This window comes from Serratia sp. NA_13 (assembly GCF_052691735.1).
This window is the reverse complement of the sequence record NZ_JBQZFV010000010.1, coordinates 166,674-182,498: the sequence shown is the minus strand read 5'-3', so window position 1 is coordinate 182,498 and position 15,825 is coordinate 166,674. Positions and strand designations below refer to the sequence as shown.

Annotated in this window: 19 protein-coding genes and 1 pseudogene; 9 read left to right on the top strand and 11 right to left on the bottom strand. The window is 54.1% G+C overall.

Annotated elements, in window-relative coordinates; all coding sequences use genetic code 11:
• Nucleotides 1-152: 152 nt before the first annotated feature.
• Nucleotides 153-716: a D-glycero-beta-D-manno-heptose 1,7-bisphosphate 7-phosphatase gene (gene gmhB, locus ACUTSU_RS15390; RefSeq protein ID WP_017893778.1), complete on the bottom strand. Its 564-nt coding sequence runs from the start codon at nucleotides 714-716 to the stop codon at nucleotides 153-155.
• A gap of 187 nt (nucleotides 717-903) precedes the next feature.
• On the opposite strand from gmhB, the gene metN reads away from it, so the two are divergent.
• From metN to proS, 6 genes are all read left to right on the top strand, one after another.
• The gene (metN, locus tag ACUTSU_RS15385) at nucleotides 904-1,935 is read left to right on the top strand and encodes a methionine ABC transporter ATP-binding protein MetN (RefSeq protein WP_012146459.1); all 1,032 of its coding nucleotides are present in this window, start codon (nucleotides 904-906) and stop codon (nucleotides 1,933-1,935) included.
• Nucleotides 1,928-2,581: a methionine ABC transporter permease MetI gene (locus ACUTSU_RS15380; RefSeq protein ID WP_445651882.1), complete on the top strand. Its 654-nt coding sequence runs from the start codon at nucleotides 1,928-1,930 to the stop codon at nucleotides 2,579-2,581. The genes metN and ACUTSU_RS15380 overlap by 8 nt, the downstream gene beginning before the upstream one ends.
• 60 nt (nucleotides 2,582-2,641) lie before the next feature.
• Nucleotides 2,642-3,457, top strand: a complete 816-nt coding sequence (locus tag ACUTSU_RS15375; RefSeq protein ID WP_004952177.1) for a MetQ/NlpA family lipoprotein — start codon at nucleotides 2,642-2,644, stop codon at nucleotides 3,455-3,457.
• Nucleotides 3,458-3,577: 120 nt separating this feature from the next.
• Complete coding sequence (gene rcsF, locus ACUTSU_RS15370) at nucleotides 3,578-3,982, top strand: Rcs stress response system protein RcsF (RefSeq protein WP_445651883.1); 405 nt, start codon at nucleotides 3,578-3,580, stop codon at nucleotides 3,980-3,982.
• Nucleotides 3,979-4,686, top strand: coding sequence for a tRNA (N6-threonylcarbamoyladenosine(37)-N6)-methyltransferase TrmO (gene tsaA / locus ACUTSU_RS15365; RefSeq protein WP_445654359.1), 708 nt, complete (start codon nucleotides 3,979-3,981; stop codon nucleotides 4,684-4,686). Before rcsF ends, tsaA begins: the two co-directional genes overlap by 4 nt.
• A 120-nt stretch (nucleotides 4,687-4,806) precedes the next feature.
• Nucleotides 4,807-6,525, top strand: coding sequence for a proline--tRNA ligase (proS, locus tag ACUTSU_RS15360; RefSeq protein ID WP_445651884.1), 1,719 nt, complete (start codon nucleotides 4,807-4,809; stop codon nucleotides 6,523-6,525).
• A gap of 51 nt (nucleotides 6,526-6,576) precedes the next feature.
• On the opposite strand, the gene nlpE is transcribed toward proS, so the two are convergent.
• From nlpE to ACUTSU_RS15345, 3 genes are read right to left on the bottom strand one after another with little or no spacing between them, the layout of a single operon-like run.
• Nucleotides 6,577-7,260, bottom strand: a complete 684-nt coding sequence (gene nlpE, locus ACUTSU_RS15355) for an envelope stress response activation lipoprotein NlpE (RefSeq protein WP_445651885.1) — start codon at nucleotides 7,258-7,260, stop codon at nucleotides 6,577-6,579.
• A gap of 29 nt (nucleotides 7,261-7,289) precedes the next feature.
• On the bottom strand, nucleotides 7,290-7,703 hold the full coding sequence (gene arfB, locus ACUTSU_RS15350; RefSeq protein ID WP_445651886.1) for an alternative ribosome rescue aminoacyl-tRNA hydrolase ArfB: 414 nt from the start codon (nucleotides 7,701-7,703) through the stop codon (nucleotides 7,290-7,292).
• A 3-nt stretch (nucleotides 7,704-7,706) separates the two neighbouring features.
• Nucleotides 7,707-8,255, bottom strand: a complete 549-nt coding sequence (locus tag ACUTSU_RS15345; RefSeq protein ID WP_445654358.1) for a YaeQ family protein — start codon at nucleotides 8,253-8,255, stop codon at nucleotides 7,707-7,709.
• A 213-nt stretch (nucleotides 8,256-8,468) separates the two neighbouring features.
• Between ACUTSU_RS15345 and ACUTSU_RS15340 the strand changes: the two genes are divergently transcribed.
• Complete coding sequence (locus ACUTSU_RS15340) at nucleotides 8,469-8,669, top strand: YaeP family protein (RefSeq protein ID WP_012146467.1); 201 nt, start codon at nucleotides 8,469-8,471, stop codon at nucleotides 8,667-8,669.
• Nucleotides 8,662-8,919, top strand: coding sequence for a Rho-binding antiterminator (gene rof, locus ACUTSU_RS15335; protein WP_368040125.1), 258 nt, complete (start codon nucleotides 8,662-8,664; stop codon nucleotides 8,917-8,919). Before ACUTSU_RS15340 ends, rof begins: the two co-directional genes overlap by 8 nt.
• Nucleotides 8,920-8,970: 51 nt before the next feature.
• Here rof and ACUTSU_RS15330 read toward each other — a convergent pair whose 3' ends face one another.
• From ACUTSU_RS15330 to ACUTSU_RS15310, 5 genes and pseudogenes are all read right to left on the bottom strand, one after another.
• A complete protein-coding gene (locus tag ACUTSU_RS15330) occupies nucleotides 8,971-9,288 on the bottom strand; it encodes a c-type cytochrome (RefSeq protein WP_445651888.1) in 318 nt (105 codons plus the stop codon).
• 17 nt (nucleotides 9,289-9,305) lie between these two features.
• Nucleotides 9,306-10,616 (bottom strand): tRNA lysidine(34) synthetase TilS, encoded by a 1,311-nt coding sequence (gene tilS, locus ACUTSU_RS15325; protein ID WP_445651889.1) that lies wholly within the window; start codon nucleotides 10,614-10,616, stop codon nucleotides 9,306-9,308.
• 56 nt (nucleotides 10,617-10,672) lie between these two features.
• Nucleotides 10,673-11,020: pseudogene (locus ACUTSU_RS15320) on the bottom strand (MFS transporter); the annotation flags it as partial.
• An 11-nt stretch (nucleotides 11,021-11,031) separates the two neighbouring features.
• Entirely contained in the window at nucleotides 11,032-11,421 is a 390-nt protein-coding gene (locus ACUTSU_RS15315) for a VOC family protein (RefSeq protein WP_153859282.1), read from the bottom strand.
• Between the two features lie 121 nt (nucleotides 11,422-11,542).
• On the bottom strand, nucleotides 11,543-11,767 hold the full coding sequence (locus ACUTSU_RS15310; protein WP_445651890.1) for a glutaredoxin family protein: 225 nt from the start codon (nucleotides 11,765-11,767) through the stop codon (nucleotides 11,543-11,545).
• A gap of 150 nt (nucleotides 11,768-11,917) precedes the next feature.
• Here ACUTSU_RS15310 and ACUTSU_RS15305 point away from each other — a divergent pair, with 150 nt between their 5' ends.
• Nucleotides 11,918-12,463: a MarR family winged helix-turn-helix transcriptional regulator gene (locus ACUTSU_RS15305; RefSeq protein ID WP_445651891.1), complete on the top strand. Its 546-nt coding sequence runs from the start codon at nucleotides 11,918-11,920 to the stop codon at nucleotides 12,461-12,463.
• Here ACUTSU_RS15305 and ACUTSU_RS15300 read toward each other — a convergent pair.
• Together ACUTSU_RS15300 and accA are read right to left on the bottom strand one after the other, a co-directional pair.
• A complete protein-coding gene (locus tag ACUTSU_RS15300; RefSeq protein WP_445654357.1) occupies nucleotides 12,460-14,604 on the bottom strand; it encodes a lysine decarboxylase LdcC in 2,145 nt (714 codons plus the stop codon). The two genes, ACUTSU_RS15305 and ACUTSU_RS15300, sit on opposite strands and share 4 nt — an antisense overlap.
• A gap of 257 nt (nucleotides 14,605-14,861) precedes the next feature.
• Nucleotides 14,862-15,821 (bottom strand): acetyl-CoA carboxylase carboxyl transferase subunit alpha, encoded by a 960-nt coding sequence (accA, locus tag ACUTSU_RS15295; RefSeq protein WP_445651893.1) that lies wholly within the window; start codon nucleotides 15,819-15,821, stop codon nucleotides 14,862-14,864.
• Nucleotides 15,822-15,825 lie beyond the last annotated feature (4 nt).

The window sequence follows — 15,825 nt, the reverse complement described above, 5'->3', positions numbered from 1 at the left end:
TTCAGGATTTTTTCTCTTCGACCCCCGGAGACTCTGTGAAGTTGTTCACATGTTCCGTGTCGATGGAGGCGCATTATAGGGAGCTGCTTCAGAATGACAAGGGTTTATATTCACTTTTTATCTGACCGCTCACTATTCATGCATAACGCCTACTAAACCCGCTTTTTGATGGCTTCCGGCAGGTCTGCCAGGCTGTTTATCACCCAATCCGCCAGTTTCTCACCTTGCTCAGTGACCGGTTTGCCGGTACGCACCAGCACTTTAGTCCCGACGCCTGCCGCTATTGCTGCCTGCATATCTTCCGGTTTGTCGCCAACCATATAAGAAGCAGCCATATCAATGTTCAATTCCTGTTGCGCCTGCAACAACATGCCCGGCTGAGGTTTACGGCAGTCGCACACCTGACGGAACTCTTCTACTACTGCATCAGGATGATGTGGGCAGAAATAGATGCCGTCCAGGTCAACATCGCGATCGGCCAGCGACCAGTCCATCCACTCGGTCAGGTACATAAATTGGTCTTCGCTGAACATGCCGCGCGCGATGCCGGACTGGTTGGTCACCAATACCAGAGCAAAGCCCATCTTTTTGAGTTCGCGACAGGCGTCAATCACGCCATCTATAAAGTGGAAATTATCGATTTCATGAACGTAGCCATGATCGACATTAATCGTGCCATCACGATCGAGGAAAATTGCTGGAACGCTTTGTGTCACCGGTTTGCTCCTGAGGGCCTGAAAACGCAGACAGTATCGCATGTTTTACCCGGCACTGAGAACGGCAGAGAACAGCGTTGATCGTTGACTTGGACGTCTAGACGCCTTAACATCTGACTCATGCCTTGGTCCACGCCAGGGTTTACTTTTATCTAGCCACGGGCAACCACGCTAAAATAAGAAGAATATGATTAAACTTTCTAACATCACCAAAGTGTTCCAGCAGGGTTCGCGCACCATTACCGCGCTCTCTGACGTGACTCTTCACGTCCCTGCCGGGCAAATTTATGGCGTTATCGGGGCATCAGGCGCCGGTAAAAGTACGTTAATCCGCTGCGCCAACATGCTTGAGCGCCCCACCTCCGGCCAAGTACTGGTTGACGGACAGGATCTGACCTCGCTGTCCGAAGGCGAACTGACGCGCGCTCGCCGTCAGATCGGTATGATATTTCAGCACTTTAACCTATTGTCTTCCCGCACGGTGTTTGGCAACGTTTCATTGCCGCTGGAGCTGGACAACACTCCACGCGCTGAAATCAAAAAACGCGTAACCGAATTACTGGAACTGGTCGGGCTGTCAGACAAACATGACGCCTACCCGGCCAACCTGTCGGGCGGCCAAAAACAACGCGTGGCGATTGCCCGTGCGCTGGCAAGCCAACCCAAAGTCCTGCTGTGTGATGAAGCCACCAGCGCGCTGGACCCGGCCACCACCCGTTCAATCCTCGAACTGCTGAAAGACATTAACCGTCGTCTCGGTCTGACCATCCTGCTGATCACCCATGAAATGGATGTAGTGAAACGCATCTGCGATCAGGTTGCAGTTATCAGCCAGGGTCAGTTGATTGAGAAAGACAGCGTCAGCGAAGTGTTCTCGCACCCGAAAACTCCGCTGGCCCAGCAGTTTATTCAAGCCACACTGCATTTGGATATCCCGGACGATTATGCCAAGCGCCTGGCACCAGAACGCAGTGGCGGCCGCCAGCCCCTTTTGCGTCTGGAGTTCACCGGCCAATCTGTTGATGCGCCGCTGCTGTCAGAAGCCGCCCGTCGCTTCAACGTTAACAACAACATTATCAGTGCGCAGATGGATTATGCCGGTGGCGTTAAATTCGGCGTGATGCTGGCTGAGCTGCATGGCAGTGATGAAGACGCGCTGGCAACGATTAAGTTCCTGCAGGAAAATCAGGTAAAAGTAGAGGTTCTGGGTTATGTCTGAGGCAATGATGTGGTTAATGGCTCGTGGCGTGTGGGAAACCGTCATGATGACCTTTGTCTCCGGCTTTTTCGGTTTCGTGCTTGGTCTGCCGGTTGGCGTGCTGCTGTATGTCACCCGCCCGGGGCAAATCGCCGCCAACAACACGCTATATAGAACGCTGTCCGGGCTGGTGAACATTTTCCGTTCCATTCCGTTCATTATCCTGCTGGTGTGGATGATTCCATTTACTCGTTTGATCGTCGGCACCTCGATCGGTCTGCAGGCAGCTATCGTGCCGCTGACCGTGGGCGCGGCACCCTTTATTGCCCGTATGGTGGAAAACGCCCTGCTGGAGCTCCCTTCCGGTCTGGTGGAAGCCGCCCGCGCGATGGGGGCTACCCCGATGCAAATCATCAAGAAGGTGCTGCTGCCGGAAGCTCTGCCGGGCTTGGTTAACGCCGCCACTATCACCCTGATCACTTTGGTGGGTTATTCCGCCATGGGTGGCGCAGTCGGCGCAGGCGGTCTGGGGCAGATTGGCTATCAGTACGGTTATATCGGTTATAACGCCACAGTAATGAATACCGTATTAGTATTACTGGTGGTGCTGGTCTATTTGATCCAGTTCTTCGGTGACCGGATCGTCAAGGCCGTCACCCATAAGTAGTTTTTACAGCAACTGCGCTCACACAGCGTATTTCAAATGCGAGTCTAATGAGGAAGGGATATGTCGTTAAAATTTAAATCTATCGCGGCAATCGGCGCACTGATCGGTACTCTGGCTCTGGCAGGCTGCGGTCAGGAAGAAAAAGATCCGAACCATATCAAAGTCGGCGTCATTGTCGGTGCCGAACAGCAGGTCGCTGAAATCGCGCAAAAAGTGGCAAAAGAGAAATACGGTCTGGACGTCGAACTGGTAACCTTCAATGACTATGTGCTGCCAAACGAAGCGCTGAGCAAAGGGGATATCGATCTGAACGCCTTCCAGCACAAACCTTACCTGGATCAGCAGATCAAGGATCGCGGCTACAAGCTGGTGTCGGTTGGCAACTCCTTCGTGTACCCGATTGCCGGTTACTCCAAGAAAATCAAATCGCTGGACGAACTGAAAGACGGTTCTCAGGTGGCCCTGCCTAACGACCCAACCAACTTGGGCCGTTCTCTGCTGCTGCTGCAGAAGGTTAACCTGATCAAACTGAAAGACGGTGTTGGTCTGCTGCCGACCGTATTGGACGTGACTGAAAACCCGAAAAACCTGAAGCTGGTTGAACTGGAAGCACCACAGCTGCCACGTTCCCTGGACGACCAACAAATCGCTCTGGCGGTGATCAACACCACTTACGCCAGCCAGATTGGCCTGACGCCGGCAAAAGACGGCCTATTTGTTGAAGATAAAGACTCACCTTACGTTAACCTGCTGGTTGCCCGCGAAGATAACAAAGACGCGGAAAACGTGAAGAAGTTCGTTCAGGCTTATCAGTCTGACGAAGTCAACGAAGCGGCCAACAAGATCTTTAACGGTGGCGCAGTTAAAGGCTGGTAATCATTAATTACCGAATTTATTCCTATAATTGTAAGACGGGCTACGGCCCGTCTTGTTATTTCCACCATAGATTGCTTCAATAGCGCCACTTATATATTCCATCAAGGCAGAGGAATCTCAATGCGTGCTTTACCTCTCTGTTTGTTAGCGCTTGCGCTGGCAGGGTGTTCGTCGCAGCGTTTCGCGCCCCCTACCACAAACAGCACCAGCAAACCGGCAGTAACCACTCCGACCAAAACCACACCAGCAACGCGTCCGGCACCGGTTAAACTGTACAAAAGTGCAGAAGAATTAGTGGGCAAACCATTCCGCGATCTGGGGGAAGTCTCTGGCGAATCCTGCCAGACAACCGTTCAGGACTCACCACCGAATCTGGCGACCGCCCGTAAGCGCATGCAAATCCGCGCCTCTTATATGAAGGCTAATGCCGTGCTGTTGCATGACTGCCAGATTGTCAGCGGTGTTGCCGGCTGTTACCAACAGGCCATTTGCCAGGGTTCAGCGCTTAACGTTTCGTCCAAATGACCGAGTTTGTTTTCAACCAGATCGGTACCATCCGTTCACCGTATAAAGAAAAGTTCGCCGTCCCCCGCCAACCAGGGTTAGTCGAAGACGGTGGCGGTGAGTTGGTGCTGCTGCCGCCCTATAATCAGGCGGAAGCGGTACGCGGACTCGGTGAATTCAGCCATCTGTGGGTGATGTTTATTTTCCATCAAACCATGGAAGGGGGTTGGCGCCCCACTGTCCGGCCACCCCGCCTCGGCGGTAATGCCCGGATGGGGGTATTTGCCACCCGCTCAACCTTCCGCCCCAATCCGCTCGGTATGTCACTGATCGAATTAAAAGGCGTACGGGTGCAGGGCGGTGAACTGGTGCTCGAATTGGGTAGTCTCGATCTGATTGACGGCACGCCGGTAGTAGATATCAAACCCTATCTGCCGTTTGCCGAAAGCCAGCCGCAGGCCCGCGCCGGGTTTGCTCAGGCCGCGCCTGCCGGGGATATGCCGGTATGCTTTGCTCCAGAGGCGGAACAACAGCTGCTGCAACACCAGCGGCGTTATCCGCACCTGCGGCGCTTTATCAGCCAGGTGCTGGCTCAGGATCCGCGTCCAGCCTACCGCAAGGGGCAATCAGCAGAACGGGATTATGCCGTCTGGCTACTGGATTTCAACGTGCGCTGGCGAGTGGTGAGTCAACAAACCGAGGTGCTGTCTCTCGACCTGCGTTAAAATTCCACCGTCTCTCTTTTGACAACCCGCTCGCACTGATAAACTAAAGCACTTTTGTCACTTTTGGCCGCCACTGTGGCAGCCCGATGCAATTTGCAGTTCTAACGGAACCAAAACACCATGCGTACTAGCCAATATCTGCTCTCCACTCTGAAGGAGACACCTGCCGATGCCGAAGTGATCAGCCACCAGCTGATGCTGCGCGCCGGGATGATTCGCAAGCTGGCCTCCGGCCTTTATACCTGGTTGCCAACCGGCCTGCGCGTTCTGAAAAAGGTTGAAAACATCGTTCGCGAAGAAATGAACAATGCTAACGCGATCGAAGTCTGCATGCCGGTAGTACAGCCTGCCGATCTGTGGCAGGAAAGCGGCCGTTGGGAACAGTATGGTCCTGAGCTGCTGCGCTTTGTCGATCGCGGCGATCGTCCATTCGTGCTGGGTCCAACCCACGAAGAAGTGATCACCGACCTGATCCGCAACGAGATCAGCTCTTACAAGCAGCTGCCGCTGAACTTCTTCCAGATTCAGACCAAGTTCCGTGATGAAGTCCGCCCACGTTTCGGCGTTATGCGCTCTCGTGAATTCCTGATGAAGGATGCTTACTCGTTCCATACTTCGCAGGAGTCGCTGCAGGCAACCTACGAAGCAATGTACGAAGCCTACAGCAAAATCTTCAGCCGTATGGGCCTGGACTTCCGTCCGGTACATGCCGATACTGGCTCGATCGGTGGTAGTGCATCACATGAGTTCCAGGTGCTGGCCGACAGCGGTGAAGACGATATCGTGTTTTCCACCGGCTCCGACTTTGCCGCCAATATCGAACTGGCAGAAGCGGTTGCACCGGCTGAGCCACGTGCGGCAGCCAGTGAAGAACTGCGCATTGTAGACACCCCGAACGCCAAGACCATTGCTGAACTGGTAGAGCAATTCCAGCTGCCGGTGACGAAAACCGTCAAGACGCTGCTGGTGCGAGCTAAAGAAGAGAGCGGCCACAAGCTGGTTGCCCTGTTGGTGCGTGGCGATCACGAACTGAACGAAATCAAAGCCGAAAAGCTGCCGCAGGTTGCAGCTCCTCTGGTCTTTGCTACCGAAGAAGAGATCCGCGCTATCGTGGGTGCGGGCCCTGGTTCACTCGGCCCGGTCAATTTGCAGGTCCCCGTGGTTGCCGATCGCAGCGTAGCGGCGATGAGCGATTTTGGCGCCGGCGCCAACATCGATGGCAAACACTACTTCGGCATCAACTGGGAGCGCGATCTGCCGCTGCCACAGGTTGCCGATATCCGTAACGTCGTTGAAGGTGATGCCAGCCCGGATGGTAAAGGCACGTTGCTGATCAAACGCGGTATTGAAGTGGGCCATATCTTCCAGCTCGGCACCAAATACTCGGAAGCGATGAAAGCCACCGTACAGGGCGAAGACGGCCGTAACCAGGTGCTGACCATGGGTTGTTACGGTATCGGGGTTACCCGCGTGGTCGCTGCCGCTATCGAGCAGAACCATGACGAGCGCGGCATCATCTGGCCGGACGCTATCGCGCCATTCCAGGTGGCTATTCTGCCAATGAACATGCACAAATCCTTCCGCGTGCAGGCGCTGGCGGAGGAGTTGTACAACATTCTGCGTTCCCACGGTATCGACGTGATCCTCGACGACCGTAAAGAACGTCCGGGCGTGATGTTCGCGGATATGGAACTGATTGGCGTACCGCACTCTATCGTGATCGGCGACCGTAACCTCGACAGCGAAGAGATTGAGTACAAAAACCGTCGTGTCGGCGAGAAGAAAATGATTAAAACCGGCGAAGTCATTGATTTCCTGCTGGGGCAGATCAAGCGCTAATCCGCTATCGCAGAAAGTAAAAACCCGCCTAGGCGGGTTTTTTTATAACGGTTATTTGCTGTCGCAATTTTTACTGCGGTCGAAGGCTATTTTACCGTCCGGCACCAGCGCCTTCTCGGTTAACCCCTCTTCCATTGACGGCTGAACGCTAAAGTGGCCATTCAGAGTCAGGAACACCGGCTCGCCCGGCGTTTTTTTCGCCTTGGCATACCCCTGCTCCAGCACGATATTATTATCGACCGGGAACGTTTTACCGGTGGTGCAATCTTTGAACACCGCTGCATCCGCCATGTAGGTGTAGCTGCCTTTCAGCGACATCGGCGTTTTAGGCAAGGCTTTCTCTACCGGATCAAGGCGGTAATTCAGTTTCGACTCAATCGGCATGCCGGTTTGATCCAGCATTTCCAAACTTTTCCCCACCGGGCGGAAATAACGCTTGTCACCACGGGTGTCGGTCAGCACCAGCTTATCGGCGGTACGCGCCCATTTGCCGTAGTCGGCAAAGGTTTGATCATCGTCTTTGGTGCCGCGATAGGTTTCCTGCAGCACGAAAGTACCGTCTTTATCCAGGAATAATGCGGTCTCCAGACCGCCGCAGTCAGCGCAAGGCAGCACCCCCTGATAACTTTGTTGCATCGCCTGAAGCGATTGTTCTTTTGGCTGGAAGTGGTTATTACATCCCAGTAACGAAAGTGCCCCTGCCGCTAAAAACAGGGCCAGTGTTATTTTCTTCACAGTTATTCTCCTACTGTGTTCATGTGTCCTTAAGTGCGGATCTTGCCGCGCAGCGCTTTAGTCGCGCCTTTCCGTACCTTGCCTTCCAGACGACGTAATTTTGCCCCTTTGGTGGGCTTGGTCGCCCTGCGAGTTTTTTCTACCACCATCGCCTGCTGGATCAAAGTAACCAGTCTGGCCAACGCCGCCTCGCGGTTTAATTCCTGGCTGCGATATTCCTGCGCTTTGATAATCACCACGCCATCGGCGGTAATTAAATGATTATTCAGGGCCAGCAGCCTTTCCTTATAATCCTCTGGCAGACTGGATGCCCGGATGTCAAAGCGCAAATGGATAGCCGTTGAGGTTTTGTTCACGTGCTGGCCACCCGCGCCCTGCGCGCGGATCGCCGTCAATTCCACTTCGTTATCCGGTATAGTTACATTTCTTGACAGTTCAAGCACCGGTCACACCTGAGCCTGTTGCCACTCGGCAAACTGGATTTCTAGACTATTCTGAGCATCGGAAAGCCAGATAGTTCCCTCTTGCAGCGTAGCCTGCAGCGTCATATTGCGGCTGACCAACGCCGTCAGTTTGGCTAATTGTTCATCAGCCAGGAAACGGATGCTTAGGTTTTTGTGGTTTGCCACTTTGCTTTGCATCGATTGCCACCAAACGTGACCGGCGCGTTCGCCGTAAGCATACAGCACCACTCGCGGTGACTGGTTGCAGGCCTTCTTGATACGTTTTTCATCCGGCAGGCCCATTTCAATCCACATTTCCAGCCCGTTATGATCGTTTCGCCGCCAGATTTCCGGCTCATCATCGGCGCTCAGGCCTTTGGTAAACACCAGTCGCTCATCGGCATGACAGATCCAAGCCAGCAGACGCAGCATCATGCGCTGTTCGGTTTCGGAAGGATGCTGAGCCAGGGTAAGCGTGGCGTCGTGGTAGAAGTGACGATCCATATCAGCGATATTGACCGTGGCTTTATAAATAGTAGCTTTCAGCGCCATGGGTGACCTCATTATTATCAGGCGACAGTGTACTTGATTTGGCCCAACCGCGGCCAGTACGGCCGGACAAAGCCCGGTGCGAAAGCCGCGCGGAGGTGCTAATAACTCGACAATAGCTGTGCTATAGTCGTCTAGGATAGAGTCAAGCTCCGAGTGCCTGCGCCTCATCGCTATAAGGCTTCGATGACGCAGAGGTTCTTTAGGGAGGAAACTGTGCAACAATACTGTGAGTTAGTACGCCGTTTTTACGCCGAGATCGGCAGTGGTGATCTCGGCTACGTGCCTGATGCGTTAGCATGTGTATTAAAGGCATTGGACGAAGTTGCTGCGAATAGCACGCTACCGTCCTCCGTTAGGGAACAGGCGGCCTTTGCCGCCGCTAACTTATTGGTGAGCGACTATGTTGATGAATGATGAGTACCAATCCATCAATTGCGATGACTATGAAAGCCTGGAACTCGCCTGTCAGCATAACTACATTCTGAAGCTGGAGTTACGCGACGGAGAAAAATTCGAAGGCAAAGCCACCGAGCTGAAGTTTACCAAGGGCGTTGAGTACCTGATTATCGATCGGGCCGGCGACGCTCTCAGCTTGCGTCTGGATCACATCCTCAGTTTCAGTCATCCGGAAATCGGTACCGTGGTCGTCAGCCTGTCTGATTGATTTAACGGTAACGCCATCCCAACAGGGCAGCCCAACGGCTGCCCTCGTCATTTATGGTTTGAGACTGGAATAGTAGGCCGCCAGATCTGCAATATCCGCATCAGACAGCGGGGAAACATAGGCTTTCATCACTTCCGCCTGCCCCCCGTTACGCTCGCCTTTCTTATAAGCCTGCAACGCATGCTCAAGATACATGGCGTTTTGCCCAGCCAGATTAGGGTACATCGGCATCGACACCTTCCCTTCAGCCCCATGGCACGCCATACAACTGGCGGACTTATCCTTACCCGCAGCCGCATCGCCCGCCGCCACCACAGGCAGGCTGAACAGACCCAACATCACCGCCATTGCGCTCACAAATTTCATCATGGTTCCTCAGTCTCTTATTATTTTTTACGCCAGTGCAGCCGCCAGGGCTGCTGCCCCTCGGACGTTTGTCCGGCCTCGCTGACAAAAATCCCCAGCGCCGCAATAAGCTGGTCATCATAATAGATCAACGGGGTACGCTCACGCTGCCACGGAGGAATACCCAACTCCTGCCACAATTTTTTGATCGGGCGAGAATGCGCGCGGCCAAGGATGCGATGTTTACCCTGAGCGGTAAAACGGATGCTCACTTTTTGCTGTAATTGCGGAGCACACAGACAGATGTCGCCTTCCCCACTAACCAGTTCACCCAAGCCATCCGGCAGTATCAGCGAAGCATCCAATGACCAGCTTAGACTGATTTCACGCAGATCGGCCATCAACGGCAGCAGATACAAACGGCGACGGAAGCGGCGGAACTGATATTGTCCCAATTGCAGTTGGGGTTCGGCGTCCTCGCGGCTAAGCGCCACTTCTTTCCATAACCGCTGCAACTGTTCGCGAGAAGGCATGGTGACGCCAAATAGCGCGATCCAACGACGTAACAAGGCGAAACGTCGGGCCGGTGAACACGTCAGCAAGCCATCAATCGCCAGAGCACAGTCTTCGTCGAGCAGCTTGTGCAGTTGTTCTGCCAGCAACTCATCCAGCAATTGCTCTTGCTCGGCACACAGGCTGGCACTACGTGCCGTCGCCGCAGCAAAGTGCGGCCAGCGCTGATTCAGTAGCGGCAACACCTGCAGGCGCAAAAAGTTGCGGTCGAAACGTGGGTCCTGATTACTGTCGTCTTCAATCCAGCTGAGCTGATGTTGCTGCGCATAGGCCTCCAACTGCTGGCGGGAGTAGCCCAGCAATGGACGCAGCAAATGATTATCCCCCAGCGACGTCTGTGCAGCCATGGCCGACAGACCCGCCGGGCCGCTGCCACGCTTTAGTGCCAGCAGGAAGGTTTCACATTGGTCGTCAAGGTGTTGCGCAGTAAGCAATGTTTCACCTGCCGCCAGCGTGCTGGCAAAAGCCGAGTAGCGCGCCGCCCGGGCTGCGGCTTCGATACCGCCCTGCTGGCTATCAACCTGCACGTGCTGAACCACTAGGGGGAGCTGCCAGGCAACGCATTGTTGCCGACAGTGTGTTACCCACTGGTCGGCAAAAGCACTCAGGCCGTGGTGCACGTGCACCGCGCGAAGCTGCAAGTCCGGCAATTGCTGCCGTAACCCCACCAGCAGGTGCAACAGTACGCTGGAATCCAGCCCGCCGCTGAATGCCACCAGCAAGTGCCGGCGAGCACCCAAGTGGCGAGAAAGCTGTGCGGATAATTGATTGTTATTCATTGATTAGGCTTAATGACGTCCAGATAGCTGCACGTTAACCCCCGTCATACCATCAATCAAGCATTAACCGCACGGATATGACGGCCGCCCAGCAACCACCACATGGCCAACACCGCCACCACTGCCGCCGTGCACCCCATCGCCCACCAGCCAATTTGAGCAAACAGGTGGACATAGGCCTGCGCCGTCGCCCCCGTAGCCGGATCTTCGGCGGTTTGACCGGCGATAATACCGGCCAGATAATTGGCTCTCGAACCGGTGGTCAACATATAGATGCCGGTCAGCACCCCGGTAGCGCCTGGGATATTCAGTCGGGTAATCTGTGCCATGGCAACCGGGTCGATAAACAGTTCGGCAAGCGCGGGACAATACCATATGAGCGCCCGACCTGCGTCGATATGCCCCGATTAAGTATTTATACCTCATATAATTCTAGAGGCAAGCCATCGGGATCGCTGAAAAAAGTGAAGCGTGACTGGGTATAAGGATCGATGCGTACCGGCTCGCAAACTACGCCAGCAGCCTGCAAATGCTCGATGGCCTGCTCGATGTCCTCGACGCTGAATGCCAGATGGCGCAGACCACAGGCTTCCGGCCGACTGACACGAGCCGGGGGGGACGGGAAGGAAAACAGTTCGATGCTGTATTGACCATTGAGTGCCAGATCGGCCTTCCAGGAGTCACGCTCCTCGCGGTAAAACTCGCCGAGTAAGGTGAAACCCAAGATATCGCAATAAAAATGCTTACTGGCCGCATAGTCCGAACCAATGACGGCAATGTGGTGTATCTGACGGAGTGCCAACATAGTGTGTCTCATTATCGGTGTGATAAAGCACGGTATCCAGCGGCAGTGGCGACGTCAACGACAAAAAGCCCCGCTTACAAGACGGGGCCGTCATTCAGAAATCAGCAACGCAACAGGCAGATCAGGCTTTAAGATCGGCCAGTGCAGCACCGTAGTTGATGTGCAGCACCTGCCCATCCACCACCAGCACCGGTACGCTCTGTACCCCGTTTTTTTCTGCTTCGGCGAGACGCGCCGGTTTTTCACCCAGATGCACCACATCCACCTGCACATCCTGGCTCAACAACTGCTGCTCTGCGCTGACGCAAACGGAATAACCTGCATGGTAGAAAACGGCCTTGGTCATGATAATTCTCCTTGATTCTGACTATGTGGGCGAAATTAACTCGCACATTTAGTTTTGATTCAAAACCAAATGCACAATAAATCCTCCATCCCGACTTGTTAATATAGTTTTCAATCGATACTATTTTCCCACGCTAGCGAGGATGACATATTGAGACTGTTTGATTTACTGGAGCGGCTAAATAGCCTGCAACGCAGCTGGATGCGTAGCCATGAAGAGCTGAAAAGCCTGCCCCCGGTGCAATTGAGTGCGTTGTACTACCTGGCGCGCTGCAACCATTACTCCAACACGCCAATGGCGGTGGCGGAATATCTTGGCCTGACCAAAGGCACGGTATCGCAATCGCTGAAAAAGCTGGAAAGTAACGGGATGATAGCCCGCACTGCGGACGAGAAGGACCGACGCAGCGTCAGGCTAAAGCTGACCGACAAATCACGCGTATTGATGGATGCCCTGTTCCCACCGGCCTATTTACAGGATGCGCAGGATGCCATGCAGCAGGATGGCGGGCAGTTAGTGGAGTTGCTGACGCAGTTGTTACGCCAGTTACAAAAGCAGGATGATAACGTGGCGTTATTCGGCGAATGCCATCGCTGCCGCTACCACCAACGGCAGGATGGCCAACCATTTTGTGGCCTGACGCAGGAACCCTTGCCGGCAAGCAGCGTGAACCTGATTTGCCGGGAATTTGCTTAAGCCAGCGGTATTTTCAGCACCTTCACCAGATAACGCCCGTCCTCGCTCAGTTTCGCGCCGTGGATATCGGTTTCAAAGCCCGGATAACGCTCGCCGATCGAGCACAGCATCAGCAGGAAATCCAGCACTGCACGGCTCTCTTCGGTAATCATTTCGCCCGGCATCACCAACGGTACCCCTGGCGGATAAGGCAGGATCATGTTGGCCGCCACCTTGCCGACCAATTGATCCAACTCGCAGGTTTCTACGTTACCGCGCACCTGTTGCTGGAACATCTGGTGCGGCGTCAGTTTCATTTCAGGCAGCACGTCAAACGCCCGCTGCATCAGGCCCGGCAGATCGTGCCGACAGATTAAACTGTGGATCCCGGCAGCCAGATCCTGAATCCGCATATTGCGATAGAAGTCCGGATCTTCCGCGAACAGATCCGGCAGCATGTTCTTCACCCGCAGGTTGAGATCGTAAGCGCGTTTGAAATCGGTCAAACCGCGCAGCAGGCTCATCGCCTTGGTTTTATCGATGCCGATGCTGAATAGGAATAACAGGTTATAAGGCCCTGTTTTTTCCACTACGATACCGCGCTCGTCCAGATACTTCGCCACCAGCGCCGCCGGTATCCCGCTCTCTTCCAGCATGCCCAGCTCATTCATGCCCGGCGTCAGGATAGTGACCTTGATCGGATCGAGGTACATGTGATCGCGATCGGTATCGCCAAAACCGTGCCAATTATCATCTGGGTTCAGCGGCCAACACTGTGCCTCGTCGATCTCCTCCGGCTGCCAGATGTCGAAGAACCAGCTGTCGCTCTCCTCCCGCAGCCGCTGCACCTCACGGCGGAAATGCAGTGCGCGCTCCACCGAGCGATTTATCAATCGTCGCCCCGGATTGCCACGCAGCATCGCTGCGGCAGTCTCCATCGACGCTACGATGCCGTAATTCGGCGAGGTGGTGGTATGCATCATATAGGCTTCGTTAAAGGTGCTTTCGTCGTAGTCACCCTTAATGTGAATCATTGAGGCCTGCGAAAATGCCGCCAGCAGCTTGTGCGTAGACTGGGTTTCGTAGATAACCTTGCCGGGTATGCGCTCGCCGCTCATACCGCTCTTGCCGTCGTAGATGGGATGGAAGTTGGTATAGGGCACCCAGGCCGAGTCAAAGTGAATTGAGGGTACGTCCAGCGTCTGTTTGATGTAGTCGGTGTTGTACAACAAACCGTCATACGTGGAATTGGTGATCACCGCATGTACCGGCCAACTGGCATTAGCCGTTGCCGCGACCCGGGCGGCAATACTCTCGCGAGTAAATTCATGCTGCGGGATGCCACCGAGAATGCCATAGGCATTGCGCAGCGGACGCAGATAGATAGGCACGATATCGCTCATCATCAGCAAATGGCATAAGGATTTATGGCAGTTGCGGTCAATCAATACCGTGCTACCGGTCGGCGCCGAATACATGCCGACAATCTTGTTGGCGGTGGAGGTGCCGTTGGTCACCAGATAACTCTGCTCGGCGTTAAAAGTACGGGCAATATACTCTTCGGCTTCCAGATGTGGGCCGGTGTGATCCAGCAGCGATCCCAGTTCCGTCACAGAGATTGAGACATCTGCTTTTAACGTGTTGGCACCGAAAAAGTCGTAAAACAGGCAGCCGACCGGGCTTTTCTGAAAGGCGGTGCCAGCCATGTGGCCTGGAGTACAGAAAGTGTATTTCCCTTCGCGCACATAGTTGAACAGCGCCTTGGTCAACGGGGGCGTAATGGTATCTATGTATTCGGCGGTGTACTGCTGAATACGCTGTGCAATATCATCCGCCGCATTCAGAGCGTACTCAAAGAAATACAGCGCCATGCGCATTTCATGCAGGCTGACGTCGAAGGTGGAGTGGGTATTGATGAAAGCATACAACGGCAGATATTCATTCAGCTCATTGATGTCGCTGCACAGCTCCAGGCTGTAGTCGTCCCAGTCAAAAATCACCCCACAAATACGCGCGTTGGACTCGACCAGTTTTAACAAATCACCGCTGTTTTTCGGATACACCAGTTGGAAATCCATTGCAGTCAGTGCGGTGTGAAGCTCACGGATCGGCTCGTCTTTGTAATAAACGCCCGCTGGGCTCATGATCGCGATGATATTCAACGGCTGCTCCTGTCAGTTAACCACCCATCGTCTATACCCTATAGCTTTCAAGTTGCAGCTAGGCGGCCAACTCGCTCATCCCCAGGCACTTACTCAGGTAAGTAACTGGGGTGAGTGAGTGCAGATAACAACGCTGCAACTTGAAAGATGACAGGTATATAACAACATGAAAAAACCGTGCTGTGTACCCCATAGGCCCCTTTTCAGCAGCCAAAAAAAACCGCCCGAAGGCGGTTTCTTGCAACGCATAACAAAACTCAGCAGTAGCCGTAGTTCATCAGGCGCTGGTAACGGCGGTTGAGCAACTCTTCGTTGTTCAGGCCATCGAGCTCTTTCAGGTCAGCCAGCAACTGTGCTTTCAGCGTCGCAGCCATTGCCGGCACGTCGCGGTGAGCAGAACCCAAAGGCTCCGGGATCACCGAATCGATCAGTTTAAGCTCTTTCAGACGGGGAGCGGTAATGCCCATCGCTTCTGCAGCCAGAGGTGCCTTATCAGCGCTCTTCCACAGAATGGATGCACAGCCTTCCGGCGAAATAACCGAATAGGTGCTGTACTGCAGCATATTCACTTTGTCGCCCACGCCGATGGCCAATGCACCGCCAGAGCCGCCTTCGCCAATCACGGTGCAGATCACCGGGATGTTCAGGCGAGACATTTCACGCAGGTTATGGGCAATCGCTTCTGACTGGCCGCGTTCTTCCGCGCCCACACCCGGGTATGCCCCTGGAGTGTCGATGAAAGTGATCAACGGCATCTTGAAACGAGAAGCCATTTCCATCAGGCGCAACGCTTTGCGATAGCCTTCCGGTGCCGGCATGCCGAAGTTACGGCGGATTTTCTCTTTGGTTTCGCGGCCTTTCTGGTGACCGATGATCATCACCGGGCGGCCATCCAGACGCGCAATACCACCGACAATCGCTTTGTCATCGGCATAGGCGCGATCGCCAGCCAGTTCTTCGAAGTCGGTGAAGATGTGTTTGATATAATCCAGGGTATAAGGACGGCGTGGGTGGCGTGCCAATTGAGCAACTTGCCAAGCCCCAAGATCGGAAAAAATCTTGCGCGTCAGCTCAACGCTCTTTTCACGAAGGCGCTGAACCTCTTCGTCCAGATTAATATCTAATTTTTCGTCTTGACGGCTGACTGCAGTCAGCGAGTCAATTTTCGCTTCCAGCTCTGCAATCGGCTGTTCAAAATCAAGAAAATTCAGACTCATAGCA